Annotated in this window: 25 protein-coding genes; 10 read left to right on the plus strand and 15 right to left on the minus strand. The window is 34.7% G+C overall.

Annotated features, from left to right (window positions below):
- Positions 1-55 precede the first annotated feature (55 nt).
- From PHV37_08535 to PHV37_08545, 3 genes are all read right to left on the minus strand, one after another.
- A complete protein-coding gene (locus PHV37_08535) occupies positions 56-700 on the minus strand; it encodes a hypothetical protein (protein MDD3238125.1) in 645 nt (214 codons plus the stop codon).
- A 35-nt stretch (positions 701-735) separates the two neighbouring features.
- Positions 736-1,668, minus strand: coding sequence for a hypothetical protein (locus tag PHV37_08540; GenBank protein ID MDD3238126.1), 933 nt, complete (start codon positions 1,666-1,668; stop codon positions 736-738).
- A gap of 217 nt (positions 1,669-1,885) precedes the next feature.
- The gene (locus PHV37_08545) at positions 1,886-2,623 is read right to left on the minus strand and encodes a hypothetical protein (GenBank protein ID MDD3238127.1); all 738 of its coding nucleotides are present in this window, start codon (positions 2,621-2,623) and stop codon (positions 1,886-1,888) included.
- 109 nt (positions 2,624-2,732) lie between these two features.
- Between PHV37_08545 and PHV37_08550 the strand changes: the two genes are divergently transcribed.
- Positions 2,733-5,381, plus strand: coding sequence for a valine--tRNA ligase (locus PHV37_08550; protein MDD3238128.1), 2,649 nt, complete (start codon positions 2,733-2,735; stop codon positions 5,379-5,381).
- A gap of 328 nt (positions 5,382-5,709) precedes the next feature.
- Here PHV37_08550 and ispF read toward each other — a convergent pair whose 3' ends face one another.
- From ispF to PHV37_08565, 3 genes are read right to left on the minus strand one after another with little or no spacing between them, the layout of a single operon-like run.
- Positions 5,710-6,189: a 2-C-methyl-D-erythritol 2,4-cyclodiphosphate synthase gene (ispF, locus tag PHV37_08555; protein ID MDD3238129.1), complete on the minus strand. Its 480-nt coding sequence runs from the start codon at positions 6,187-6,189 to the stop codon at positions 5,710-5,712.
- Positions 6,174-6,992 (minus strand): HAD family hydrolase, encoded by an 819-nt coding sequence (locus PHV37_08560; protein MDD3238130.1) that lies wholly within the window; start codon positions 6,990-6,992, stop codon positions 6,174-6,176. Before PHV37_08560 ends, ispF begins: the two co-directional genes overlap by 16 nt.
- Complete coding sequence (locus tag PHV37_08565; protein ID MDD3238131.1) at positions 6,989-7,519, minus strand: NUDIX hydrolase; 531 nt, start codon at positions 7,517-7,519, stop codon at positions 6,989-6,991. Before PHV37_08565 ends, PHV37_08560 begins: the two co-directional genes overlap by 4 nt.
- Before the next feature lie 56 nt (positions 7,520-7,575).
- On the opposite strand from PHV37_08565, the gene PHV37_08570 reads away from it, so the two are divergent.
- Together PHV37_08570 and PHV37_08575 are read left to right on the plus strand one after the other, a co-directional pair.
- Complete coding sequence (locus PHV37_08570) at positions 7,576-8,295, plus strand: hypothetical protein (protein ID MDD3238132.1); 720 nt, start codon at positions 7,576-7,578, stop codon at positions 8,293-8,295.
- Positions 8,292-8,993, plus strand: a complete 702-nt coding sequence (locus PHV37_08575; GenBank protein ID MDD3238133.1) for a hypothetical protein — start codon at positions 8,292-8,294, stop codon at positions 8,991-8,993. The genes PHV37_08570 and PHV37_08575 overlap by 4 nt, the downstream gene beginning before the upstream one ends.
- 12 nt (positions 8,994-9,005) lie before the next feature.
- Here the strand turns inward: PHV37_08575 and rsfS are convergent, their stop codons facing one another.
- From rsfS to rlmB, 3 genes are all read right to left on the minus strand, one after another.
- Positions 9,006-9,440, minus strand: a complete 435-nt coding sequence (gene rsfS, locus PHV37_08580) for a ribosome silencing factor (protein ID MDD3238134.1) — start codon at positions 9,438-9,440, stop codon at positions 9,006-9,008.
- A 70-nt stretch (positions 9,441-9,510) separates the two neighbouring features.
- Positions 9,511-10,503 carry a sigma-70 family RNA polymerase sigma factor gene (locus tag PHV37_08585; GenBank protein MDD3238135.1) on the minus strand — a complete coding sequence of 331 codons (993 nt, stop codon included), beginning with the start codon at positions 10,501-10,503 and terminating at the stop codon, positions 9,511-9,513.
- Between the two features lie 28 nt (positions 10,504-10,531).
- A complete protein-coding gene (gene rlmB, locus PHV37_08590; GenBank protein ID MDD3238136.1) occupies positions 10,532-11,275 on the minus strand; it encodes a 23S rRNA (guanosine(2251)-2'-O)-methyltransferase RlmB in 744 nt (247 codons plus the stop codon).
- Positions 11,276-11,406: 131 nt separating this feature from the next.
- On the opposite strand from rlmB, the gene PHV37_08595 reads away from it, so the two are divergent.
- Positions 11,407-13,230 carry a hypothetical protein gene (locus tag PHV37_08595; GenBank protein ID MDD3238137.1) on the plus strand — a complete coding sequence of 608 codons (1,824 nt, stop codon included), beginning with the start codon at positions 11,407-11,409 and terminating at the stop codon, positions 13,228-13,230.
- 14 nt (positions 13,231-13,244) lie between these two features.
- Entirely contained in the window at positions 13,245-13,949 is a 705-nt protein-coding gene (locus PHV37_08600) for a hypothetical protein (GenBank protein ID MDD3238138.1), read from the plus strand.
- A gap of 68 nt (positions 13,950-14,017) precedes the next feature.
- Here PHV37_08600 and PHV37_08605 read toward each other — a convergent pair whose 3' ends face one another.
- Genes PHV37_08605 through secD form a run of 3 tightly spaced genes read right to left on the minus strand, consistent with a single transcriptional unit; the run spans position 14,018 to position 16,757 of the window.
- Positions 14,018-14,431 carry a hypothetical protein gene (locus PHV37_08605; GenBank protein MDD3238139.1) on the minus strand — a complete coding sequence of 138 codons (414 nt, stop codon included), beginning with the start codon at positions 14,429-14,431 and terminating at the stop codon, positions 14,018-14,020.
- Positions 14,432-14,438: 7 nt separating this feature from the next.
- A complete protein-coding gene (gene secF / locus PHV37_08610; protein MDD3238140.1) occupies positions 14,439-15,416 on the minus strand; it encodes a protein translocase subunit SecF in 978 nt (325 codons plus the stop codon).
- Positions 15,417-15,446: 30 nt separating this feature from the next.
- Positions 15,447-16,757, minus strand: a complete 1,311-nt coding sequence (gene secD, locus PHV37_08615; GenBank protein MDD3238141.1) for a protein translocase subunit SecD — start codon at positions 16,755-16,757, stop codon at positions 15,447-15,449.
- 173 nt (positions 16,758-16,930) lie between these two features.
- On the opposite strand from secD, the gene PHV37_08620 reads away from it, so the two are divergent.
- Positions 16,931-17,287 carry a DMT family protein gene (locus tag PHV37_08620; GenBank protein ID MDD3238142.1) on the plus strand — a complete coding sequence of 119 codons (357 nt, stop codon included), beginning with the start codon at positions 16,931-16,933 and terminating at the stop codon, positions 17,285-17,287.
- Between the two features lie 6 nt (positions 17,288-17,293).
- Here PHV37_08620 and PHV37_08625 read toward each other — a convergent pair whose 3' ends face one another.
- Complete coding sequence (locus PHV37_08625) at positions 17,294-17,890, minus strand: type II secretion system protein (protein ID MDD3238143.1); 597 nt, start codon at positions 17,888-17,890, stop codon at positions 17,294-17,296.
- Positions 17,891-18,115: 225 nt separating this feature from the next.
- On the opposite strand from PHV37_08625, the gene PHV37_08630 reads away from it, so the two are divergent.
- Positions 18,116-21,310, plus strand: a complete 3,195-nt coding sequence (locus PHV37_08630; protein ID MDD3238144.1) for an AAA domain-containing protein — start codon at positions 18,116-18,118, stop codon at positions 21,308-21,310.
- A 6-nt stretch (positions 21,311-21,316) separates the two neighbouring features.
- On the opposite strand, the gene PHV37_08635 is transcribed toward PHV37_08630, so the two are convergent.
- Positions 21,317-22,000: a type II secretion system protein gene (locus tag PHV37_08635; protein ID MDD3238145.1), complete on the minus strand. Its 684-nt coding sequence runs from the start codon at positions 21,998-22,000 to the stop codon at positions 21,317-21,319.
- Between the two features lie 125 nt (positions 22,001-22,125).
- Between PHV37_08635 and PHV37_08640 the strand changes: the two genes are divergently transcribed.
- Entirely contained in the window at positions 22,126-22,251 is a 126-nt protein-coding gene (locus PHV37_08640) for a hypothetical protein (GenBank protein MDD3238146.1), read from the plus strand.
- A gap of 943 nt (positions 22,252-23,194) precedes the next feature.
- On the opposite strand, the gene PHV37_08645 is transcribed toward PHV37_08640, so the two are convergent.
- Entirely contained in the window at positions 23,195-23,743 is a 549-nt protein-coding gene (locus PHV37_08645; GenBank protein MDD3238147.1) for a hypothetical protein, read from the minus strand.
- 335 nt (positions 23,744-24,078) lie between these two features.
- Here PHV37_08645 and PHV37_08650 point away from each other — a divergent pair, with 335 nt between their 5' ends.
- Together PHV37_08650 and PHV37_08655 are read left to right on the plus strand one after the other, a co-directional pair.
- The gene (locus PHV37_08650; GenBank protein ID MDD3238148.1) at positions 24,079-25,452 is read left to right on the plus strand and encodes an HD domain-containing protein; all 1,374 of its coding nucleotides are present in this window, start codon (positions 24,079-24,081) and stop codon (positions 25,450-25,452) included.
- 64 nt (positions 25,453-25,516) lie between these two features.
- The gene (locus PHV37_08655) at positions 25,517-26,311 is read left to right on the plus strand and encodes an alpha/beta fold hydrolase (GenBank protein ID MDD3238149.1); all 795 of its coding nucleotides are present in this window, start codon (positions 25,517-25,519) and stop codon (positions 26,309-26,311) included.
- Positions 26,312-26,323 lie beyond the last annotated feature (12 nt).

Raw genomic sequence — 26,323 nt, forward strand, 5'->3', positions numbered from 1 at the left:
ATAAGAACTCCTCTGCTACAAAATAGCACTTTTTCTTGCATTCGTCAAAAGGAATTTATTCTTGTGTTTGTAACGATTTTATCCTGTTTACTTCTTTTTTCAGCTCTTCAAAGTGTTTTTGTTCAGCTTCGAGTTTTTTCCGCTGCTCATCTTCTATTCTTATAGTTTCAGCATTAAAATCCGCAAACTTTGGACTTAGCTGAAAATACACAGGTTCATTATGGTTTTTTATAAATAATCTTTTCTTTTTATACACCGATAAAAATCCATTCGGATAGACATAGTCAAAATGTATTTGATCTTCTGAACATCCCATTAAAGAAACTCTCAAGGTAATTTCTTTTTCTTCAACTCCCTCAGGAAATGGTGGGGGAGGGTTTTCTTTTATTACTTTTTTTACATATTTGTCGAGCTCATCATCATGTGCACCATTATATCTATGCTCTCTTATTTTTATATTACCATTTCTATATATGGTTACATCGTACTCGCTTCCCCAATCTATTGAGCCGACCCAATTAAATTTTCTTTCATCAAAGTTTTTGTGGAGCATTTTTCCATATGAAAAAAAATAATCAAACCACAACGGACAATCTTTCTCGTCAAAGTTGACGATATTATCCCACCCCGGTAGCCTTTCTGCGAAAGCTTGCGAAGCCAATAAAATAAAACAAAATACAGCTGTTAAAAATTTTTTCATATCCAAATTATATGTTTTTACATTTTTTATGTCAATTATGCCCTGTGTCTAAAATAACCTCTAACCTCTGTTCCATCAGCCCTTACATACCCATCGACATAGATAAGGTCACCGGAGAAAGCTTGCATTCTGGCAAAATCATCGGGAACAATATTATTATTTTGCAATCTTGACATAAGCTCACTTTCATATGTATCAAAAAGACCTGCGTCAGAGATATCTTTGACATCGCTATGAGTAAACTGAACATTCAATATTTTGTCCATGAAACGTGGATTAATTTCTTTATATTCATTTTTTAATATTGCATTTTGACAATTGCCCATATTTTTTAGAGCATGAGCTTTTTTGTAGCCAAAAGGTGAAGTAGCCATCATTTTATGCCAGTTGTTCTCGACTATGTATGTAGTTCCAACATCAGGATTTTTAAGCTTTGATACAGGGTCTAAAGGGTCACGATAGTTAGTCACGAGAGATGTATTCAAATTTTTATGTTCTGAATCTGCAACATTTTGAAGTAAATTGAAAGAAGGCATAAAAGCGTTAAAGGTAACAGACTGAACATCACAAACTAAAGAACTGACAATACTTTCGGTTCCGCCCTCAGAGTGTCCGGCGGAAATAAGATTAGAGACAAAAGGAACTTTCTCTTTTATATATTGTAAATATTTTATAGCCTCTTTCATTTGCTTACTTGGCTTTTCCAACACACCCATTTTCAAATTTGCACCTTGGTCTTTAATATTTTTAGGGTCAGTACCTGCAAAACAACTAACGAAATCTTTCCCATTTTGAAAAGTTGCAGCTTTAAAATTCGACTCCCTAATGTATCTTGTATCTCGTAAAACCCACCCATCAGGCAAATTGACCTTTTTGCCTTGAGCAACATCGGACGTAATAAGACACAACGACTTATAATCCTCTGCTTTTTGATGTTTCTGTTTTTCTAAATCTGAATAACTTATCATTTATTTTTCCTTTCTAAAATATTGCACGCCAAGCTCGCCACCTAAAGCCTTTATTAGTGGTAAGTTTGAGTAATGGCAAACTTTAAATATAATCTATATTCCAATTATTAACTATTTTTGAAAATTTGTATATCCGTAAAAATACCTACGTAATTTTACGTAGAAAGTAGACTTAAAGCATTGTCAAAATTGAGTTCAGAACCATCTGCAACAATTGTTAAGGTTGTAACGATTTTATCCTGTTTACTTCTTTTTTCAGCTCTTCAAAGTGTTTTTGTTCAGCTTGATACTCGGGAGTACCTTCTTTTATAGAATCGAGTTTTTCAAATTGTTTTTCAGCTTGTCTAATAGCTTCTTTTTCTTCAACCTCTTTTTTATGAGTCTTTTTATATTCTTCGTACGCTTTCATATTTTCTGCATATTTTTTTTGTGCATCTGCAAATTTTAGTCCGTAATGATTATATGGAGCTATGGTCCTATTTTTTGTGAATAATCTCTTCTTTTTATATACAGATAAATCACCTTCAGGATAGACATAATCAAACTCGATTTCATCAAATGAACATCCCATTAAAGAAACTCTCAAGGTTATTTCTTGTTCTTCAACTCCCTCAGGAAATGGTGGGGGAGGGTTTTCTTTTATTACTTTTTTTACATATTTGTCGAGCATATCATCATGTGCACCATTGTATCTATGCTCTTTAATTTTTATACTGCCATCTCTATATATGGTTACATAATAAGTTTCGCCCCAATCTATTGAGCCAACCCAATTAAATTTTCTTTCATCAAAGTTTTTGTGGAGCATTTTTCCATATGAAAAAAAATAATCAAACCACAACGGACAATCTTTCTCGTCAAAGTTGACGATATTATCCCACCCCGGCAGCCTTTCTGCGAAAGCTTGCGAAGTCAATAAAATAAAACAAAAAATAGCGATTAAAAATTTTTTCATATCCGCATTATAAATTTTTACTTAAAGCCTGTCAATTAATGCTTTCAAGCAAAGTTCCTTTGTGCTATCCTGTTGTCACGAATAAAAATAAAAAGGTGGTTAAAAACAGATGAATTTAACAAAAATTGAAGATTTGCCTACTACCTATGAGGCAAAGCAAACAGAAGAATCTATATACAAATTTTGGGAAGAAAATGAATGTTTCAAAGCGGACGCAAAATCCCCCAAAACCCCGTTTTCAATAGTTATCCCGCCACCAAACGTGACAGGCGTCTTGCACATGGGTCACGCACTTGATGAAACCTTGCAAGATATTTTAGTTCGTTATCACAGAATGTCAAATTTCGAAACTCTCTGGCTCCCCGGCACCGACCACGCAGGAATTGCAACCCAAAACGTTGTTGAAAAACAACTGCGAAAAGAAGGCAAAAGCCGTTTCGATTTAGGCAGAGAAAAATTCTTAGAAAAAACTTGGGAATGGGCTAATGAACATAAATCCGCAATTCTTGACCAATGCAAAAGATTAGGAGCTTCTTTTGACCGTTCAAGAGAACGTTTTACCTTTGACGAGGGCTGTTCTCAAGCTGTAAAAGAAGTATTTATAAGACTTTATGAAAAAGGCTTGATTTATAAAGGTGCCTACATTGTAAACTGGTGCCCACGTTGCCAAAGTGCAATCTCTGACGTTGAAACAGAATACGAAACAGAACAAGGTCACTTGTGGGAAATCAGTTATCCGCTAAAAGATGAGCAAGGTGCGATAGTCGTTGCGACAACTCGCCCCGAAACCATTTACGGTGATGTAGCGATTGCCGTCAATCCAACCGATTATAAATATAAAGACTTAATCGGAAAAACAGTTTGTATTCCACTAACAGGAAGAGAAATTCCGATTATAGCTGATGAATACGTTGAAAAAGGATTTGGAACAGGTGCTCTAAAAATCACCCCCGCTCACGACCCTAACGATTTTGAAGTCGGAAAAAGACACGGATTTAAACCAATCTGGGTCATTGACGAACAAGGAAAAATGAAAAACTGTGCCGAAGTTCACCCCGATGTTCAAGGCTTAGACAGATACGAAGCAAGAGAAAAAACTATCGGCTTGTTAAAATTGAATAATTCTTTGGTAAGAATTAAAGACCATGAACACAATGTCGGCAAATGCCAAAGATGTAACACAACAATTGAACCACTACTTTCAGAACAATGGTTCGTGAAAATGGAACCACTTGCAAAAGCTGCAATTGAAGCTATTGATAAAGGTGAAATAAAATTCATTCCGGAACGTTGGACAAAAAATTATTTAGGCTGGATGACCAATATCAGAGATTGGTGCATCTCACGTCAACTTTGGTGGGGACATCAAATTCCTGCTTATTACAACAACGAAACAGGAGAAATGATTGTTGCCAAAGAAAATCCTGACCCAACTAAATATACCCAAGATTCTGACGTCTTAGATACTTGGTTTTCATCAGGTTTATGGCCTTTTTCAACTATGGGTTGGCCAAATACAGATGCGGAAGATTTCAAAAAATTCTACCCGACAACAACGCTTGTAACAGGTTTTGACATTATTTTCTTCTGGGTCGCAAGAATGATTACTATGGGCTATGAATTTACAGGAAAAGCCCCATTCTCAACAGTTTATATCCACGGGCTTATCCGTGATGAGCAAGGTCAAAAAATGTCTAAATCAAAAGGCAACACAATTGACCCTGTCGAGATTATTGACAAATACGGTTGCGACGCTTTGCGTTTCACCCTTACATCTTTGTGCACTTATGGCGGCCAAGATATTAAAATCAGTGACGAAAAATTTGAATACGGAAGAAATTTCGCAAACAAAATATGGAATGCTTCAAGATTTGTTTTGATGAACCTTGATGGCGTTGATAACAATCCGATTGACAAAAGCAATCTCACTTTGGCTGATAAATGGATTTTAAATAAATTAAACAACACAGCAAAAGAAATCAACGAAGATATCAAAACCTACAGAATAGGTGAATGTGCCCACGTTCTATATGATTTCTTCTGGAATTCATACTGCGATTGGTATGTTGAAATTGCAAAAGTTCAATTACAAAACGAAAATACAAAATTGAATACACAAAGAGTTTTAATGTATGTTTTAGACCAAACATTAAGACTGCTTCACCCGATTATGCCTCATATTACAGAAGCTATTTGGCAACTTTTGCCACTTGAAAATGAAGCGAAAAGTATTATGCGTTCAGATTTTCCTGTTTATAAAGAGGACTTATCTTTTAATGATGAAAACACTCAAATGGAGCTTGTCATTGAAACCATTAAATCCCTAAGAAACACAAGACAAAGCTTCAATATCCCAGTTTCAACAAAAGTTGATATCGAGGTTGTCGCTAAAGAAAAAGATGAACAAATTTTCAAAAAAGTTGAAGCATACATTCACCGTTTGGCAAAAGTTGAAAATATCTCTTACAAAAAAGAGAAAGAAGTCACCTTAAACCAATCCGCAACTGCCGTTGTCGGTGACTCAAAATTAATTATTCCTCTAGCAGGTTTAATCGACTTAAACGCTGAAATAGCAAGACAAGACAAGAAACTTCAAAAACTTTTAAATGAAAAGAAAAGTCTTGAAGGTAGATTGAAAAACGAAAAATTCACATCTTCTGCCCCTAAAGACGTTATCGAAAAAACTCAAGCAAGAGTGGATGAAATATCGATTCAACAAAAGGCGATTGAAGATTTAATTGATTCGCTAAAAGGTTAAACTCAAGCAATATTAACAAAAGAGCCTCAAGAGGCTCTTTTGTTTTAATTTTGTTAACCTGACAGACACTAGGTGATATGGTTCTCATATCTAATAAGCACAAACCTTTTGACCAAATCCATTAAAAAAACCAACCTTTTATAATACATTAAAACCATCTAAAAGCCAATGAGAATAATAGGTTAAAGCTTATTTGTCATAAATTTTTATTTTTAGATATCGCCCAAACCGCAACAATGACAATGATTTCAGAAAAAGTCCAACAAAGCATCTGACAAAAAACCATATAAAACAGTCATAGAGAAGCATTAGAGCGTACAAATGATTTTTAATCTTTTACAAGCAAAACAATGCTTTGAGTCGAAACCGCTCTTTTTTCACCTACAGCGTCAACACCTTCCATTGTTTTTGCTTTAATAGAAATTTGATTTTTATCGACCCCTAAAACGACTGCCAACTTTTCTTGTATCAAAGGGATATAAGGCTTCATTTTAGGAGCTTGAGCCATAATAGTATTATCAAGATTATTGATTAAATAGCCTTCTTTTTTAACGAGCCCATAAGCCTCTTTTAAAAGCAAAATGCTGTCCGCTCCTTTGTATTTTGGGTCATTATCAGGAAAATGAGTACCTATATCACCTAAAGCCAAAGCACCAAAAAGTGCATCGATAATCGAATGGCACAATGCGTCAGCGTCAGAATGTCCAAATAAGCCCTTTTCGTATGGAATTTCAATTCCGCCGAGGATAAATTTTCGACCTTCGACTAATTTATGTAAATCAAAGCCCTGCCCTATTCTATACTGCATTTTAGCTCCTTAATGTCGCAAAATTTTTCTATTGCAAAACAAACTCCATCTTCGTCGACAGATTTTGTTATAAAATTTGCCACTTTTTTCAATTCATCAGTTGCATTTTCCATCGCAACTTTTATTCCGGCAGCTTTTAACATTTCAATATCGTTATCTTGATCTCCTGCAACCATAATTTCGTCTTGATTTATACCCCACATTTTAGCCAAAAATCTTACCCCATTTCCCTTTGTTGCCAATGGATTTGACACTTCGCAAAAATTCGGAGTAGAACGGATAATATAAAGTTCTTCTTTATATTTATCTTGAAAATATTTAACAAGCTCAATAGTTTTTTGCTCATCATAATCAATCGCCAAAATCTTGTTCAAATTAGAATAATCAAGATTATCAAGAGTATCAATCAAATTATAACTTATGTTTTTATCGCTAACATAATCTTTGACCTCATCAGAGTCTTTCTCAACAAATAGTTCATCATTAACATAGGTATTAATATGAATATTTTCTTTTCTCAAATATTCAATCACTTCTTTAGCACATTTTTCGTTCAGTAGCTTATTCCATAAGACTTTTCCGTCCGAATCAATTATCAAGCCGCCCTGATAAGAAATCACAGGTTCATCTGTCCCTAAATCCTCTGCGACATGTTTAGCTGAGCAGTGCATTCTGCCAGTAGCAATAACAACTTTCACGCCATTTTCTCTCAAAATTTTAACGTGGTGTTTCAATTTTTCTGAAATCGGGCTTACTCTGGTTTTTATTGTGCCGTCAATATCAACAACAAGCATTTTTATCATAATTTATAAGCTTTCATCACTGCACAAATTGTTTTGGCATCAGTAATTTCACCATTTTTAATCATTTCAAATACTTTATTTTTCTCGATTGCTTCAAATTTTAATATTTCGCCTTCGTCAAGATTTTGCTCTGTCTGAGTTAGGTCTTTAGCAAAAAACAAATACAACTTTTCAGAACTAAAACCGGGGCTTGTATGAACAAAGCCTAGAGATTGCCAATTTTTCGCTTTATGCCCTGTTTCCTCTTCAAGTTCTCTTTTTGCTGCGTCCAAAATATCTTCATTTTTTTTGTCGAGTTTCCCAGCCGGAAGCTCCCACAATGTAAGCCCAACAGGATAACGAAACTGTTTAACCATAAGGATTTTATCATCTTTTTCAGCTAGAATGACAACTCCACCATTATGCTTTACGACTTCTCTATCTCTTAAAAGCCCGTTGCTAATCAAAACTTCATCTTTTACAACTGTAATTATTTTACCTTTAAAAATCGTAGTTGATTTTAATTTTTTTTCTTCAAAATTATCCATACAAAAATTATACCTGTTTTAAAAATTTTTATCCACATTTATATTATAATATTTATATGAAAAATATAATAGGATTTTGGGGCTATCCGCACCCTAATGTTATAAAAAGATATAAAGACGCTTACCCTCAAGCTGATTGGGTAGATTTGGACATAGATTTTTCCTATCCTGACACAAAAATTTTGCCCGAATCCTATTGCAAAATAATTAAAAACATAATCAACAACGCACTATACTTAAAAAACTCGATAATAACAATCCTAGCACCTATAGGAAAAGACAAATGTGACAGCGGTTGGTTTGCCGCACAATTGTTAAAAGATATGGGGTTTGATGTTGTAGAAACAATTTTCGAAGATTTGTCACCGAAAAATGAGATAAAAATCTCCACTTCAAACCTCCCATTACGGAAAAAAATTGAAATTATCACTGCAAATATTGTCGATAAAAAAGACATATCAACTTCATATATAACGCCTACATTCGGGTTTTGGGGCGTTCCGCCGAATGATTTATCAATTTTAGAGCTATTTCCAGACTCAACTCACCTATACGGCTGGACTCGTTGCGTTGAAGCAGGTACCCCCGCTGATATTGAACTCGAAATGTTTGTTCAATCAGAAGTTCCGACCGTTTTTTACGCTCAAGCTTTTTGTGCAAAAGCTCAACTCGCTAAATACTTAGCGGACAAATATAACGGGCTTTTTGTCGACATTGATGATTGTGCTACAAATTCTACAAAAGCTAAAATTGAAGCTTTTTTGAGGTTAAGATGATAAATATAGTTCTCGACGCAGGTACAACTTGGTCAAAAATAATTGAAACAAATAACTCGGACAAAATGAGCCGCTATAAATCTTGCCTTGTAAAAGAAGAAAACGGAAAAAAATATTATATAATCCCATCTTCTAAACTACCTGATATTGATTTCAAATTCGACAAAGCAACAGGGCACATGACACAAAATCTTATCCCCTCAGATAAAGACTACGAAAATGAAATTATTGCATTGGTTCAAGGTTTTAGAAAAAAAGTAAAAGAAGACGCAATAATTCTCGACCTCGGCAGTCGTGATTCAAAGTGGGTAAAATACACTGACGGCAAGTTCAAAGACCTTGACTGGAATAGTGCCTGCTCCAGTAGCACAGGGGCAACAATCGAAATGCTATTGAAATTCTACAATCTTTCATCTAAAGACCTATCTTTTGTGAACGAAAAATACGTAATTACCTGCGGAATATTCGGATTAGAAAAAATTATGGACGACATAGCAAAAGGTGGCTCACCTAAAATTGCAGTCTCAAAATTTGTTCACGGAATAGCCCATAACGCTTGGAATTTCGCTAAAAAACCCGAGAAACTTTATCTTTCAGGCGGTTTTTGCAAAAATCAATGTTTTATCAATTCTCTGTCAAAATACACAGAAATTGTTACCCTCGGCAGATTTCTCCTAGCAGAAGGGCTTTTGGATTAATAAAAATAAAAACTACATTTCGTTATAAGCAGAATATTCTTTGGATTCTTCCATCCAATCAGCTTCTTCGACTCTTAAAGCGTGGTTCCAAAATTTTTCTATTGCATAAGTATCACGTTCTTCTTTATGCAAAACGTGAACAATTACATCGCCATAATCAACCAAATTCCAACGGTGTTTGAGGTCATTTTCTTCACCGATAGGGAGTCTGCCAAAAAACTTTTTAACTCCATCGTGGACACTATTTGTCAAAGCTTTTACCTGAGTTGTGGTATCTGCTGAACAAATAACAAAATAATCAGCCAAAACTGATACATTTGATATATTCAAAATTGAAATATCTTTACCTTTTTTATCGTCAATCAATCTGGCAACAACGCTGGCTAATTTGTATGATGTAATTTCTTCCAAGTTAAAATCTCCACTTACGGCTACATTACAAGCCAATGTTTTAACTATTTAAACACCGACCGGTTTTCACAAGTGATTATATCATGAAAAAAGCATAATCTGAATTTTAAATATAATTTTTCAAATTCTTATTCAGCATTGCATTTCTGCATAATTTTTTAAGTTTGCTCATAGCACGATTTTCAATCTGACGAATTCTTTCTCTAGAAACACCATATCTTGCACCGATTTCTTCCAAAGTTTTTTTCTGCCCGTTGTCGTCAAGACCATATCTCATAATTAAGACATCACGCTCTTTCGGGCTTAATTGATTAAGAATTTTTCTTATATCAGAAAACAAATTGTCTTGTGTAACTTTTGAATCAGGCGACAAAGAATTTTCGTCAACGATAAAGTCAGCAAGTTTTGTTGACTCATCTTTTTGGTTAGCAGGTGATTCAATACTCACAGTACCTTGAGCTGATTCAATCAATGCAGCAAGTTTATTAACAGACATTCCGACCTTGTATGCGATTTCTTCTTTACTTGGGGCATGCCCGTAGTCCATAGTCAAATCAAGTGAAACTTTTTTAATTTTACTCAAAGTTTCAATCATATGAACAGGAAGCCTTATAAGTCTTGACTTATCGGCAATGGCACGGGTAATAGCCTGTTGAATCCACCACGTTGAATAAGTCGAAAATTTGAATCCTTTTGTATAATCAAATTTTTCAGCAGCTCTCATCAAGCCCAAATTGCCTTCTTGAATTAAATCCAAAAATGACAAGCCACGTCCGATATATTTTTTTGCAATACTAACGACAAGACGCAAATTAGCATTAATCAATGCATCTTTAGCTGCTTCAGAATTTTCTTCTTTAATTTGCCTTGCGATTTCCAATTCTTGCTCAACCGTCAACAACGGAATCTTGCCTATTTGTTGTAAGTATATTTTTACAGAATCATCTGCAGCAACAGAACTCGCAGTTTCTGCAACTTTAGGCTCTTCAACAGAGGCAATTATGTCTTCATCTTGAGGAGTTGCCTCAGTAGCAGGTGCTTCTGCTTCTGTTTCAGTTTCATCTTGATTATTTGAATATTTATCAATCTTGTTTGCCATTAAATCCTCCAAGGACAAAAATATTATACTATAATATTCCTTTTTGGGCTATTTGCTTAACAGCCTCGTACATGATTATAGATGCGGCATTTGCAACATTTAACGAATCAAAGTCATTGTACATAGGAATTTTTACCTTGAAATCAGCTTGTTTCAATACGCTTTGAGATATACCCGACTTTTCAGAGCCCATTACTATCGCAAAATTCATATTGGTATAATCGATTTCAAAATAATTATCTGCAGATACTGCATCAGATGCAATTATCCAGAAGTCGTTATCCTTTAACTTCATAACTGCGGACGAAAGACTATTAACCATTATTATATCTATGTGATTAATTGCTCCTGCTGACGATTTTTCAACCGTAGAATTAACAATCGAGTTGCGTCTTGAGGGCATAACAATTGCGTCATAACCAGCACAAACAGCCGTTCTGACGATAGAACCAAAATTGTGAGGGTCCTCTACTCCATCAAGAATTACTATCCTGCGGTTTTTGCCCCCCTTTTCAAGAAAATCATCTATCTCCATATACTCTATCGGGGAAACATAAGCTACAACTCCTTGATGAGAAACATCTGAAAACTGTTGAAATTTTTCTTTCGGTACAAACTGAAACACAATACCCTGCTCTTTTGCCAAGTCAACTATCTTATTTAATTTCGCATCAGCGTGCATTCCTTTTGAAAAAAGAATTTTGTTAACATTGCGTTTACCTTGAGATAAAAGCTCCAATACGCTGTTCTTGCCGTATATATAATCACTCATGTTCGATTTCCCTCAACCATTTCACCTATTTTTCTGCAAATATTAAGAATCTTTTCAAAAATCCTATATTATTATATTATAATATAATGAAAGAATAACAATATAATAATTACGTAATTAATGGGTTAAGTATGGACGATCTTTTAACAAAATTTGGTTTTAATTCAAGCACAGTGGTCGGTGTGTCAATTTCATCTAACAATTTAGTTGAAATGATATGCATTGACAAAAATAACCACTCTATTTCACAATATGCGGCTCGCGAATTGAAATACAATAACGCTATTAGAGAAATAGTAGACTATGAAGAATTATATGCGGACCTTGTTGAAATGTTTAGAGAATTGGGACTAAATCCCAAAAGCTGTAAAGTTATTTTAAACATGCCTAATGTCCATTTTGGATTTATTCACCTACCTCTTATTTTGCCTGATGACCAAGTCTCTAGTGCTATTATTTCCGAGGTTGAACAACTATATTTATTTAAAAGAAATGACCCCATAGTCAGCTGGAACACTGTTGACCAAAGTGCTGAACAAGATAAAAGATATATTGTATATTCGGCAATTCAAGAAGACACTATCCAAAACGTCAAAGAAGTTTTCGATAGATTAGGCTCAAAGCTTATAGTTATTGAAAACTCTCACTCATCTATGATTAAAGGTGTCCAATACAGCAAAATCCTTGACGCTGAAATGTCTACAGGTGCACAACTTAACATGCTCTTAATTACAGCCAACAGTTATGCTATTTTCTGTATGAACGGCAACCAACTTATTGACTACTACGAAGAACCTCTTGCTATTAAATCTTTCACCGGCGATGAGGTCTATTTAGCGATTGCATCTGCTGCAAGTAGCACACTTGAACATTACCCGACAAGAAATCTGTTGATTGTCAGCGAAACAAACGACGTTAGTGCAGAATTGCTATCTACTAAAATTAATTTCGAAGGTGATGTAAAATATCTCGATAGAAATAAATACACAGACAAATCCTTTATAAATATTGATTTTGCAGTTTTGCAAACGTACACACCTCTTATAACTCTTGAAGCTGTCGGTACTGCCGCTTATAACTACGAACCTTACCCTATCAAATTTAACTTCTTAGAAGATGCCGGCGTCCTTGATACAGTCACTCCTTTAACCATCAATTTATTCGGAAAAGATATCGATATCGACAGAAAAGCTATCGGCTTAATTTTCGGGGCAGCTGCTGCGGTTATAATTATTTTCTTTGTATTAATAGCTTTGCTCTTTAACACCCTCGACAGTAATATTAAAAAAGACCTGACCGAATTAACTCAACAAGAAACACAACTCAAAGATAAAGTCGGACAAAGCGGTATGAACGCAAATAAAGCTGACATTTTCACTGTTTCTCAACAAATTTTTAACGAAAATAAACACGAATTTACACTCTACAACGCATTATCAACTGACATTCCAAAAGATGCTTGGGTTGAATATTTCGCAACAAACTCAGACGGCGAAGTTACTATACAAGGTAAATCAGCAGGAAGCGACTCTATTTATACTTTCTTTAGAGGACTTAAAAATGCAAATCCTGATGTCTATATTTCTCAGTTGCAAACTGATTTAAACAGCAATGCCGCTGTTCCTGATATCACTGCAACTAACGGATTATATACTTTTGAAATTAAAAGTTCTAAAAATAAACCTAATTCTTCAACAAGTCCTGTCACTCCATCTACTCAACAAGATTCGAACAATAAAGACGGACAACCTAACAATGCTGAAAAATTAGGTATTCCAAACTCAGCAGCAGCTCCAGATTTGCCACCGGTACCTGCACCAAACGACTCCGTATCTCATAAAGCAGCCAAAACAATGATGGCACCTATGAACTCTGCAAATAAAGTTAAAAGAGATACTCAAAACAAAGTTGACTCTTCAAGAAGACAAAACAAAGAATTTATGAATGGCAGATAGTAAAGGACTAATCAGTGAATAACGTAAGGGAATTAATATTAGGTGCTATAGTTTTATTATTGCTTGTAATTTTCGGAATAAAACAAGTTTCGGGCATTATCGGCGATTTTAGAAATGACTTGTCAGCTAAAAATGAAAAAGTTACTTCTATTACAGATTTGACCACTCAAGTTAAATCTATAGAAGAAGCTAATACCAAAATGAGCAAACAACAAGAAGCTTTGCGTCCATTCTTTAAACAATCATCAGCACCTGATGACTCAATTGCCTCTTTTGGCGGAATGTTTGAAGATATTGTTGATTTTATCAAAGTTGACGGGCTTTTATTACGTTCTATCGAATACGTTATAAACCCTGAACAAGATTTAATTTATAAAAACTTTTCAAACACTCATAATGTCTGCGAAATTAGAATTAGCTTGATTGGTACTTATTCTCAAATTCAAAACTTCTTTAAAGATGTTTATATGTACCCTTATTTCGTTAATGTATCAAACATAACTATTATACCTTATGAAGCTAACAAAAAATATCTGGTGGCAAGAGTTTCTATCAATTTATATTCTGTGAAGAATAATCCTACAAAAGCAAAAGCACAAGGGGCAACCCCCACTGACGGTGCTGCTAATCCAACACCTGCAGGAATGCCTGCAGATGGAGTCCAACCTCCTAATATGCCCGGTAGTCCGGCTGAACCAATGAGTGGTGAAACACATTAAATATAATAACTATAAAAAAACGAGGTTTGAAACAACAAACCTCGTTTTTTTAATTCTTAATGTGCAATCTATTTTATTTGGAATGGACATTTCTTACAATTTGCTTTTGGGTGCAAAACCAAATTATCCTCCAAATCATACATCTTTACAATCTTTGTAGTCAACTCTGAGCCGCAAATAGGACATCTCAATTCATCGGTTTCTCCCCCCAAAATTGCTCTACGCATAAACTCAACCAATTCCATATCGGTATCAAAACTTGAGTCTATAACTTTTTCATATTTTTTAATATCCATTGGCAACAACTTCAAGCCTTTTGCAAGCTGCTGACGGTGTGTAGATGGCAAAAAAAGTTCCTTGCCTGATTCAATATCTTCAATAACAGACAAAGGAAGGTTGGACTTCTTAGACAACCCTGTCTGTGAAAGTCCAACTTTTTCTCTTTGTTTTGAAATATACTGTGCGAGAGAAATATCTTGCATAATTATTTTAAGCCTTTTTATCTACTTTTTCATGATACCAAGCTAAAGCCATACTTGCAAAGAAAATACTTGAATAAGTACCGATTGCAATTCCGAGCATCATAGCCAATACAAAATCTTTAGTTGTTACACCACCAAAGAAATACAAAGCAGCTAACGTAATCAATGTAGTTAATGAAGTATTGATACTTCTTGCTAAAGTTTGATTTACACTGGCATTAACGATTTCTCCATAAGTAGCTTTTTTAGCCAAGAATTTTGCGTTTTCTCTGACTCTGTCAAAAACAACAATGGTGTCATGGACGGAAAAGCCTATGACCGTAAGAATTGCCGTTATAAACAAAGCATCTATTTGAACTCCACATAGCAATCCCAAAATAGAGAAAGCACCTACAATAAACAACGCATCATGAACCAACGCCAAAATTGCGATTACGCCATATTCAATACGGAATCTAAAGCCCAAATAAGCGACTATAGCAGTAAAGGCCAAAAGCAACGCTACCATAGAATTTTTAAAGAGCTCGGCCCCTAAAGTCGGTCCGACTGAACTTACTTGTACCAATTTTGCTTTAGGGAAATCCTTCATCACAACTGATGAAACATTTGCCATTGCTTTATCATTTTTTTCTGAAGCGAATTGAGTTCTTACTGACAAAATATTATTGAACTCGTTATGCTTTGAGCCTACAGCAGAAGCCGTCAAGACTTGAATTACAGGGTTTTTAATTCCTGTTTTTTCTAACTTTGTTCTAATATCTGCCATTTTGGCATTATCGACTGCTTTGTCAACTGAATATTGAACAATTGTACCACCTGTAAAGTCAATACCGACTCTAAGTGGCATATGGGTCGGATAAGTCATCATTGAATATATCATTGCCACAATACCAGGTATGATTAACAATGCTGAAAGGGAAACCCAAACCCATCTATATTTGACAACATCTATTATTTTTTTTGAATTTAACAGCGTATTAGCCATTTTTATCTCCTTTAAATTGAATTTTCAAACCTAGTCCAAAATACCGAATCTTGCTTTTTCTTTTTTGGTTTCAGAAGCCTCATAAGCAGTATTAATATCGCTTTCTTTCAAGCCAAACCAACCGGGGTGTTTCAACTGTCCTGTACCGAACAACAAGTGCATAAAGTTTTTAGTAACTGTGATTGCACTGAACATACTCACCAAAACACCAATTAACAAGGTTAAAGCAAAACCTTTAACTATACTTGAACCTAGCATATACAAAATTACGCAAGTAATAATCGTTGTCATATTAGAGTCAAAAATACTTGTAAAAGCTCTGTCGAAACCTGTATTAATAGCTGTAAACAAGGTTCTACCAGACTTTAATTCTTCTTTTGTTCTTTCGAAAATCAAGATATTGGCATCGACCGCCATACCTATACTCAAGATAAAACCTGCAATACCTGCTAAAGTAAGAGTTACAGGAATAATCTTAAAGATAGCAAATACAATTATTGAATATATTATCAACGCAATATCGGCAATAAATCCAGGGACTCTATAGTACATAATCATGAAAATCATAACTGCACCAAGCCCAATCATGCCTGCCAATTTACTCTTTGCAATACTATCAGCACCAAGAGTAGGACCTACAGTATTTTCTTCAATGATTTTTGCAGGGATAGGAAGAGCACCTGCGTTCAAAAGGTCAACCATTTTTTTAGCTTCTTCATAAGCAAAACCAGCGGAACCGCCTGAAATTTGAGCTCTGCCGCCTAATATTCTTTCGTTTATAACAGGAGCTGATTGAAGTTCATTATTGAAGAATATAGCCATTTGTTTCCCAACGAGTTGAGTTGTCAAATCGCCGAATTTTTTTGTTCCTGCGTCATTAAACTCTAAGCTTACAACATATTGACCAGTTTGGTCTGTAGCAACAGCTGCTTTTCTCAAATCTTTACCTGTCAACCCCGTAGAAGCCCAACCTTCGTTTCCGCCTTGTACGGTAACTGGTTTTTTGAATTCTAATTCAGCCGTATCTCCAATAAATTCTTTAGCTTTAGCAGGATCTGAAATATCAGGAATTTCAATTAATAATCTTTTTTCTCCTGTTTGTTGAACTACAGTTTCAGAAACGCCCAAAGCATTAACTCTGTTTTCTATAGCAAACTTCAAGCTATCCATCATATCTTGTTTGATTTCAGGAATTGTAGCTGTAGTTTGAGCTTCCAGCACCAATCTGGAACCGCCAACCAAGTCAAGACCTAATTTTGTAGGCTTTATTGCAATGATTGTCAAACAAACTGCGACAAGTCCCATAATTGCCCAAAACAGAATTTTCTTATTTTTCATCATTATCCCCTGTTTTTTGTACTTTTACAGGGCTATTTTACCAAAAACAAGAATTTTAATCTAACCTAAGTGGCTATACTTTACAAAAAAACATTATTCATTTTTAGCTTGAAATATATTTGAACAAATAAAAACAAAAACCGCTTTCATGTTAAAATTCTATCGGAAACAGTTTTGTGGAAGAAAAAACAATGTTGCGAAGCTTTACGCCTATAATTTTGTTGACAATTTCTAATATATTTATGACATTTGCCTGGTACGGACATTTAAAACACAGAAGTTCTGCATTATGGATTGTAATCCTTGTTAGTTGGGGAATTGCATTTTTCGAATATTGTTTCCAAGTCCCTGCAAACAGAATAGGTAGAATGGTTTACGACACAGCACAACTAAAAACCATGCAAGAAGTCATAACGCTTGTTGTCTTTTGTATCTTTTCTGTTTTTTACCTCAAAGAGGAGCTCAAATGGAACTATATCGTAGGATTTCTCTTTATTATAGGTGCCGTATTTTTTGTTTTTAAAAAGTGGTAAGCAATTCTACATCGGACAGGTGCAACCATATTCCGAATCAAGACATTTTAACCCATCCAAAACAAAATTAGTTGGACAAGCAGGATATACATATTCTCCGATTTTGTTCCAGTTCGAATCTTGCTTATCTTTAACAATAAAACGATATCCGTCTTTTATGTCGGCATTGCCATTTAAACGATAAGAAGTTCTTGTATTCGGTCCTTTGTCACCATTTAGATCAACAAAAATCTCACTTGTATATTTATCAAATGAATATGCCATACCATCTGCAGTGTAAAAAGTCAAATCACCACCACCACTGTATGCAACAGGACTCAATGTAGAGGAAACTACATTCATCCTTTTAGCAAAAAATTCTTCATAAATACAATCTACATCATTCTCACAATTGTCTTGAGCCTCTTCATAACTCTCGCCTGTCAATGCATAGTGTTGCAAAAGAGCTTGGCTCAAGACAGAATATGATTTTTTAAGGGAGGTTATTGTTTCCTGCTTGTTTGTATTATTCAACAACGACGGAATTGTCATCGCTGCTATTACGCCAATTATAACCAGCGTAATCAAAACTTCTGCAAGTGTAAACGCTTTTCTATTTTTCATATCTCTATATTAATCCTTGTAAATATATAATACCCACTTTTTAAAGATTTTCCACGCTCTGTCAAAGATTGGAGTTATCATTCATTTTAAAATAACAAAACAATAAATCATTCAAAAAGCCCTATTATATCTTTGAATAAATAGTAGAATTATTATGTAAAGGTTATTTTGAAAAATTGTGCTTTTATTTAAAAAGTTTCACAATTTACACAGTAAGAGGGTTTTATGCTCCAAGAAGCAACAAAAATATTGAACTCAGCGTTCCACAACAGTTTTATCAAAAGATTAAGTCTATATCTTCACGATTGCGTCAGGGAAGAAGTCAAAAGCTCCACCTTCCGCAACCTAAAACAAGATAAAGACAACAAGTGGATATTTTTGAATAATTACGATTCTGTTATCGACAAAAATGACTCACAAGAATTGTCCCTTTTATCAGATGAAAAATTGTTCACAAACTTTGGCGAACCTTTACGGCTTGACGGCTCTGACAGCTATTTGACTGAACTTATGATTCAGACAGAAATGAGTCAAAAAGACAAATATTTGATTTACGGCTACTTGTTTTTAGTCGGCAAAAGTGGCAAAAACAAACGTCTAAACGAATTTCTAACTCCATTGTTATACATGCCCTGCAAACTTGAACGTGACGGAATGAACATAAATTGCACACTTCAAGATGAAGTTTTGTCGCTTAACACCGGAGCATTGACCGCCTTGATGAACAAAACTGATGACGAAGATGAAATGGAACATATGCTGGACGGTCTGCTTGAAGTTGTCCCTGAGCTACCTTTAAAAGAAGAAAGTTTACAAATTTTCTTGACCACTTTGAAGTCAATAATTCCTGATATAGAAATAAAATTAACTCACGAAGATGATGAATTCGAAAACAACGTATCAGCTTCAAACCCTGACGTTACAGTGAATTACGACAATCTCGATGATATAACAGGCGAAGATAGACCAAAAACAAAAGTCAAGATTGACAAAGTTTCAATAACAAATCAAAGTGCTATTATCTTGACAAAACGCCCTGACGTTACAGCGGGCGTCTTACACGAACTCACTCAAATATCAGAAAAACCAAGCGGTTTATTTAGAGAAACAGCACTAAACGTGATAAACGAGGAATACCTTATTACAAAAGGCAAAAACCTCGACAAACAGCTGAAGAAAGAAAAAGAACTTAAAGATTTTGCCGCTATTACGCCACTATCTTTGAGCGACTCTCAAGAAGCAGTTATAAAAAAAATCGAAGAAAATCCGCTTGTTGCAGTCTATGGACCTCCTGGAACAGGAAAATCACAAACCATTGTTAATCTTGTCGCACACTTAATTGCCACAGGAAAAACCGTCCTTGTAGCTTCCAGAATGGACAAAGCAACAGACGTAGTAGCTGACCGTCTAAACAAGCTTGGAGCACCCTATTTGGCTCTAAGAGCCGGACGCCCTAACTACCAAAAACAACTCTCTTTTGAGCTTCAAGATTTATTGTCAAACAAAGTTGACCTTGATTCGGGGTTTGAAAACGCTGTTCTTGTCGACGTATCTGATATGCACAAGCTTCTAAAAAGCATAAAAGATATTGAAGATAAATGTGAAAATATAATCAAGCTCGAACAAGAATGGCAAAATGCGATATCTGAAAGAGAAAATGAGGCAAAATTGCTCGGCAAACCCACTTTCATCACAAAAAATCTTAAACGTGATGAAATAATTGCTATTGATTCTGTTTTGAAAAATTTAGAAAAAAATCTCGAGAAAACAGGCTTTTTATCAAACATTTCAAATCAAATAAATTCGCATAAATTGAACAAAATATTAAAACCAATTTTGTTTCACGCCGATTATGAGAATATTGCTAAACTCAGAGATGAACTCAAACTTTCTGAATTGACCGCAAAAGCCCGCAATATAGAAGCTAAAATATTTAAAATCGGCAATCTCCATCAACTAATTTTGCAAATGAAAACATTAAAGAAAAAACAAAGAATTCTTGCCGTTGAAATCCTCAAAAACAAACGTAGAGAATCTCTTAAAGGTCTTTTGCGTGACCAAGTAAAACGCCAAAGATTGATAGTTCACACAAAAGCTTTAGTTGAAAAGAAAAGAAATCTGCAAAACAGACTTCTTGAAGATGAAGATTTTAGACCACTTTTGGAAGCTTTTCCTTGCTGGTGCGTTACTACCTACGCCGTTTCAGGTTCATTGCCGATGAAGCCGGGGCTTTTTGATGTAGCAATAATCGACGAAGCTTCTCAATGTGATATCGCAAGCTGTTTCCCGATACTTTACCGCTCAAAAAAAGCCGTAATCGTAGGTGACGACAAGCAACTTCCGCATCTATCCTTCTTGGAAAAAGCTAAAGAACAATCATTCTTGAGCCAATATGAAATACCTGACAAATATCAGTTAATGTGGCGTTTTAGAACAAATTCAATGTTTGATTTGGCAAACTATTACTCTATGAGTCCAGTCCTCTTAGATGAACATTTCAGGTGTTTAGAACCTATTATCGAGTTCAGCAACCGAGAATTCTACGGCGACAGAATGCGTATCATGACAAAAAACTTTGAGAAAAAAGATGTACTGGAACTTTGTCTTGTTCAAGATGGGAAAGTCGACTCCGACGCAACAAGAAACAGACCGGAAACCGAAGCCATCATTAAAAGGGTTCACGAAATAATTCTCGAAGATAAAAAAAATATCGAAGCCGGCAATGAGCCAACCACTATCGGTATAATTTCGCCATTCAGAGGACAAGTTGAACTCATAAAAAAAGCAATGGCTCAAGTTTTTTCTGACTCAATAATCCGTAAACACAAAATTGAAGTCGGTACAGCCCACACCTTCCAAGGTGATGAACGTGACATTATGGTACTATCTTGGGCAGTTGCAGACAACAGCTTCTCTCAAAGTTTGACATTCTTGCAAAAACCAAACCTTTTCAATGTTGCAATTACTCGTGCAAAAAACAAAACCATCTGTTTCTTATCAAAAAATCCTAAAGATTTGCCCCAAGGTCTTTTAAAGGATTACATTGAATATATTCAAGCCTATGAAGCCAAAAATAAGCTGGAAACAGCTCTTGACAATGAACTTGACGACAATATTTACAAAAATAATTTTGAAAAAGAAGTCGCAACTCAACTCAAAGAAGAAGGCTACAACGTTAAAGCAGGCTACAAAATGGCTGGTTTTAGCACAGATTTGTTAGTATTTGACCCTATGAAAAATATCCTTTTAGTAGAATGTGACGGGGTTGAAGATAACCCCAAAATGTATAACACTCAGATTAAAAAACACGTTATATTAGAGCGTTCGGGACTGAAAATCGAAAGAATATCTTTCAGAGAATGGAAACAAAGCAAAGACGCCTGCATCGAAAGAGTAAAACTCGCTTTAGCCGCTCAATAGTTTGCTCTACCAGCTGACATCTTGTCTCAAATAATCCATATTACCTTTCAAAATAACCCACGCAGTGCAAGGACCACCATCTGTTTTGCAACCTGTCATTGGAACGCCTATATCTTTAGGTGATCCAGCAGGCATAACTCCATATTTAGTCAGCTCAAAGTTAAACGTATCTTTTCCGAAAGTATTAGGACCTTTGTTACCATTGACGTCTATTACTATAAGTCCAAACACATTTTTTAGAGCAGGTGTACTTCCAAAATACTCATATGTAAAGTAAAGGTATAAACTAAACGACATGTTATCATTTAGCCGAACTTTGTAATAACTAGAACTTAAATTCAGACTACCATGATTATTACCATTTAGGTACTTATAAGTAACAGCAGGAAAGCAGTCACCATCTGATGTCATGCCACAATTTTTCTCAACATTGAGGTATTTAACAACAAGGTCACCATATGCTTTTGTGGATTCCGCATCAGAGGCATAATCAGTTGGATCAAAGCCATCTTGCGACATTACCATATTGTGGGCTTGCGATAAAGTGGAATAAGCCTTCTTTACAGCACTTACGCTTTCTTGCTCATTAGTTTTATTCAAAAGCGACGGTATTGTCATCGCTGCAATAACACCAATAATTACGAGCGTAATCAATACTTCTGCCAGAGTAAACGCCGATTTTGTTTTCATTATTTTTTGTTTCCTAAATCTCAGATTTATTAAAATATATTGCATGAAAATGCATTGATTCTGTACCGTTCTACAATAATTTCAAACTAAAGTCAAGTGAAAACTAATTCTTTTATACTTATTGAATGATTAAAAATAATTCATCAAAACTTTTTGGCGAACGCAGAATTAAAATGATTGAACATTGCAGACTTACAGGACTCAGTAAAATACGGTTCACAGATGTATCACGCAGAAATATCTATTTTTAGTCTAGATACAATAAATAAAATATGTAATGAATTGAACTGCAAGACTCAGGATTTATTTGAATTTATTCCTGATTAAAATTGTTTTTGGGTTAATTCTTTTTGTCAAAAAGATTAACATTATAGCAAGAAAAGATGCTAATCAAGATTGACATTTGAAAAGTAATTGTTAAGCAATGTAACAAGGGTATATAAAATGAATATAAAAAAGCAATATTTAAAGATAAAAATACTTTATTAAAGTACGAGAGATGAAAAAAGAGAGAACCACAAACCCACACCACGAGAGAGTTTCGAGAACGAGAGAAATTAACCACACGAGAGATTAGAGAAAACAAAAATTTAAAACCACGAATGAAATCGATTAAGTCTACAACATATTAGAGGGAGTAATAGAGAGACAAAAGCCAAAAAGCTTTTTAAAACAAATTTTTTAACCACACACACTCCACACTACTTACTAACCTTACACTTTACTTTTACACACACGAGGAATCAAAACAGATTCAAAACCCTTTCATTAGAAAGGGCTTTTTTTTGCCTTCTTTTCAAGGCTAGTTACGAGCCGTAGAAAATGGCGTCACGATAAACAAAAGAGCTTCTCTTGTGATAAGAACTTAGAATAGTGACCGGATTTTAGCAAGAGCCGAGTCGAGAGAAAGTGAGCGAGCTCGTCCCAGTGAACAATTTAATGAAGCAAAATGAAAGATTTTCAACTGCAAATAATCCAAGACGTGGTTATATTTAAACAAAGATAATCAACAGTAAATAAAAATCAAAACCTTTACAGCATGCTGAACTTGTTTCAACCCCCTAAAGGGCTTTTTGCCACAGTCAGCAAGGACAATTTCAAAAGAAAAAACGGATAATCAAACAATCATCCGTAATAATAAGTAATAAGTGAGAATTTATACTTTTTATTCATAATTTATTAGCATTTTGTAAATTATGCGAATATATTCAAAGGTTCTTTTTCAGATTTTTCTTCTTTGTTTGCTGCAGGTTGGTAGAATGAAAATGGGTTTGAACCTCTTTTATCTTTATTTAAGTTTTGAGCTCCAAAAAGTTGAGCTGCTTGAGGAACTGCAAATACGTTTTTTACGTTAGCATCTGTTGCTTCTGAAACAGGAAGTACAACTTTGCCTTCTACTTGTTTTGCTGTTTTAACTGAATCTTGTGCTGCTTGTGCATTCAAGTATTGAACGTTAGCGATGAAATTTTGGTTCAAGTTGATATCCAAACCTGCATTTCTAACTGCAACTTGAGTTGCTTTTTCGATGTTTGTTCTTGAATTATACAAGTCTAAGCCTAATTGAGCTCTGTTGAATTTTGTAAGATCAACTGAATCGAGATCAACGGTTTTAATGTTTTTATCTAAGATTTGGCTTGTGATATCTTTTACTGCATTTGTATCAATACCTTGGTTCTTAGAAGTCAAACCGTATGTATTATTCAAGCTATTGTAGTTGTTAATGTTAAGACTCATTTTCGCCATATCCCATTTATTACTTATTGTTGTTTGTACTTATTACTTACATTTATTATTTCGACATTATTGAATATCAACTTTAGGTTTTAAGACGATGTTGTTACATTTGTTTACAATGTGTTTTCTAATTTTAATTTGCTTAAACTTTCTTAATTTAACGCCCTAAACTCATACTTTGCTATCAAACTTCTACAACTAAAGTATAAATTTTTGTAAAAAGCATCAAAGTTTTATTTTTATTTGCCGATAATCTCAAAGTAAGGATTTTTTCCTAAAAAAAAACCTTTTGAAAAACACGAAAAAATGCCTTAAAATAAAGAGAAATTGAAATAGGAAGACCTATGACGGAAGAAAAATCAGAACAAAATGTATCACTGTTTTCACGCAGTGCCGATTTCATGGATGCTGACCCATTAGAAGAAATTTTTGCTTTGAATTTGGGCGACTTTTTATCAGAACATTTAATCTCTGATGATTTAGCTCAAAAAATAAGCAAAGGCGGTAGCGTCGATAAAATTGAAAGCCTTAAAAATCAATTACAAGAATTGACTTCTATTTATTCAATAGACAATACTTTGAAAATTTTAGGCTTTACCGATAAAGAAGATTATGTCATCTACAACTCAATCGCAAAAACTATAAAACAAATGCTTGAAGTTGATGCATGCCAAATTTTCTTGGCTAAAGAATATGCTAAAGGTCTTGATAAAGCTGATAACGACTTGGTCCTTGTCGGTTCATCTTTGAACTTCCGAGATGATATTTACTCACATAATATAGGCTACTCTCTTAACGATAAAAGCCTTGTGACAAAAGCGTTCACTGACCATGAAATAATTGAAACTTTTGGCTACGGAAAAGGCAAAGAATATACCCCTATCCTTAAATTAAAAGAAAACAAAGTTGACTACTGCGTTGCCGTTCCAATGTATAGCAACCTTGAAAATGTCGGCGTTATCGTTATTCAAAATCACTCTAATAAAAAAGTGAACAAAGAATTTGTAGAACTCGTACATGTTACAGCTAAACTTTTTGCAACTTCGTTTGCTTTGCAAAAATTGACAGAAGAAACCGAAATTCTCATAAATAACTCTGAAGTTACAACAACTCAATTGCAACACCATAGAGCAGAATTGACTGCCGTAATAGGTGATTTGGGCGACGAACAACAAATGTTTGTAGAAAACATGGCTAAAGCTGTTGACGCTAAAAGCAACTTCAAAGCAAATCACTCTAAAGAAGTTGCCGACTTGGCTCGAGATATTTGCTCTCATCTCGGATTGAACGAAAAAACTAAAGATTTAATATATTATGCAGCTCTTTTGCGTAACATTGGCAAAATAACAATTCCTCAAGAATTGTTTAACAAAAAAGAAAAGTTATCTCGAGAAGATTGGGAAAAACTTCAAAACCACCCCAATATCGGTGTTAATCTGCTTATGAGCATCAACTTCTTATCTGAAGTCGTCCCTTATATTCACTACCATAAAGAACGTTGGGACGGCAAAGGTAAACCCGAAGGACTCAGCGGATACAGTATTCCTCTCGGTTCAAGAATCGTTGCAATTGCAGACGCTTTCTGTGCTTTACTTGAAAAACGAACTTATCGTGATGCATTAAGTGTTAAAGAAACTTTAGACGTTATACATCAAGAATCTCAAATCAAATGGGACCCTTGTCTTGTTGACGCTCTTATACAGATAAAAAACAAATAAAAAGGTAAAAGGTAAAATTAAAAACTATTAGAGATTACCCCGTCGGGGAAATTAAGGCGATGAGATGAAAAAATTTATAATATTTATTGTTGTATGCATATTTACAACGTCTTGTGCTTTCGGTGCTGCGTTGTCTAAAAAAGTATCTAAAGCTTCTATCGACCTTGAAGTTGAAACTAAAGACGGTTTCTTATTAACTTCTAAATTGTATATGCCTAAAGAAAAACGAAAAAAATATCCGCTGGTAGTTTTATTACATTCTCTAGGATATTCCAGTGCATACTGGATTGATTTACAGTCGAAATTTAATCAAGCAGGATTCGCCGTGTTAGAAATGGATTTCAGAGGTCACGGCAAAAGCATCTATACCGCAAACTTTAGAAAAACAAACTGGAGATATATGTCTGAAAAGACTTATAAAAAATATCCCTCTGATGTATGTGACGTTTTACTTTATGTAAGTGAAAATTACAAAAATATTTCAGTTTCAAACATGGCTATTGTTGGAGCTGACATAGGTGCAAACACTGCCATTCTGGCTTCTTCCAAATTAAAAACTAAACCTATTGCTTTAGTTTTGATATCTCCTTCTGCCAAATTTAAAGGTTTATACACGCCCATAATCCTTGCAGATATTGGAAACGTTCCGATTTGCGTTCCCCTTAGTGCAAAAGACAGATACTCTCAAACTCAAGCTTATTATTTAAAAAGATTTGCTCAAGGACCCTATTATATAAAAACTTATCCATATGGCGGAATAGGAATGCTTATTTTGAAAGTTAACAAAGGTATTACAACCGATATTGTAAACTGGACTGTTCAAGAATTTAACTCGAAATTAAAAGTTAAACATAAATAAAATTTCATCTAT

The organism is Candidatus Gastranaerophilales bacterium, from assembly GCA_028693235.1.
Taxonomy (GTDB): Bacteria; Cyanobacteriota; Vampirovibrionia; order Gastranaerophilales; family Gastranaerophilaceae; genus JAQUVW01.

Bases quoted from the DNA above. Each gene is read 5' to 3' on its own strand.
- ispF (MDD3238129.1), bottom strand. From the start codon at position 6,189: ATGCAGTATAGAATAGGGCAGGGCTTTGATTTACATAAATTAGTCGAA.
- PHV37_08535 (MDD3238125.1), bottom strand. From the start codon at position 700: ATGAAAAAATTTTTAACAGCTGTATTTTGTTTTATTTTATTGGCTTCG.
- PHV37_08560 (MDD3238130.1), bottom strand. From the start codon at position 6,992: ATGATAAAAATGCTTGTTGTTGATATTGACGGCACAATAAAAACCAGA.
- PHV37_08575 (MDD3238133.1), top strand. From the start codon at position 8,292: ATGATAAATATAGTTCTCGACGCAGGTACAACTTGGTCAAAAATAATT.
- PHV37_08570 (MDD3238132.1), top strand. From the start codon at position 7,576: ATGAAAAATATAATAGGATTTTGGGGCTATCCGCACCCTAATGTTATA.
- PHV37_08565 (MDD3238131.1), bottom strand. From the start codon at position 7,519: ATGGATAATTTTGAAGAAAAAAAATTAAAATCAACTACGATTTTTAAA.
- PHV37_08605 (MDD3238139.1), bottom strand. From the start codon at position 14,431: ATGCAAGATATTTCTCTCGCACAGTATATTTCAAAACAAAGAGAAAAA.
- PHV37_08545 (MDD3238127.1), bottom strand. From the start codon at position 2,623: ATGAAAAAATTTTTAATCGCTATTTTTTGTTTTATTTTATTGACTTCG.
- PHV37_08650 (MDD3238148.1), top strand. From the start codon at position 24,079: ATGACGGAAGAAAAATCAGAACAAAATGTATCACTGTTTTCACGCAGT.
- PHV37_08635 (MDD3238145.1), bottom strand. From the start codon at position 22,000: ATGAAAACAAAATCGGCGTTTACTCTGGCAGAAGTATTGATTACGCTC.
- PHV37_08640 (MDD3238146.1), top strand. From the start codon at position 22,126: ATGATTAAAAATAATTCATCAAAACTTTTTGGCGAACGCAGAATTAAA.
- PHV37_08585 (MDD3238135.1), bottom strand. From the start codon at position 10,503: ATGGCAAACAAGATTGATAAATATTCAAATAATCAAGATGAAACTGAA.
- PHV37_08630 (MDD3238144.1), top strand. From the start codon at position 18,116: ATGCTCCAAGAAGCAACAAAAATATTGAACTCAGCGTTCCACAACAGT.
- PHV37_08550 (MDD3238128.1), top strand. From the start codon at position 2,733: ATGAATTTAACAAAAATTGAAGATTTGCCTACTACCTATGAGGCAAAG.
- PHV37_08540 (MDD3238126.1), bottom strand. From the start codon at position 1,668: ATGATAAGTTATTCAGATTTAGAAAAACAGAAACATCAAAAAGCAGAG.
- PHV37_08595 (MDD3238137.1), top strand. From the start codon at position 11,407: ATGGACGATCTTTTAACAAAATTTGGTTTTAATTCAAGCACAGTGGTC.
- PHV37_08625 (MDD3238143.1), bottom strand. From the start codon at position 17,890: ATGAAAAATAGAAAAGCGTTTACACTTGCAGAAGTTTTGATTACGCTG.
- rlmB (MDD3238136.1), bottom strand. From the start codon at position 11,275: ATGAGTGATTATATATACGGCAAGAACAGCGTATTGGAGCTTTTATCT.
- secF (MDD3238140.1), bottom strand. From the start codon at position 15,416: ATGGCTAATACGCTGTTAAATTCAAAAAAAATAATAGATGTTGTCAAA.
- PHV37_08645 (MDD3238147.1), bottom strand. From the start codon at position 23,743: ATGGCGAAAATGAGTCTTAACATTAACAACTACAATAGCTTGAATAAT.
- secD (MDD3238141.1), bottom strand. From the start codon at position 16,757: ATGATGAAAAATAAGAAAATTCTGTTTTGGGCAATTATGGGACTTGTC.
- PHV37_08655 (MDD3238149.1), top strand. From the start codon at position 25,517: ATGAAAAAATTTATAATATTTATTGTTGTATGCATATTTACAACGTCT.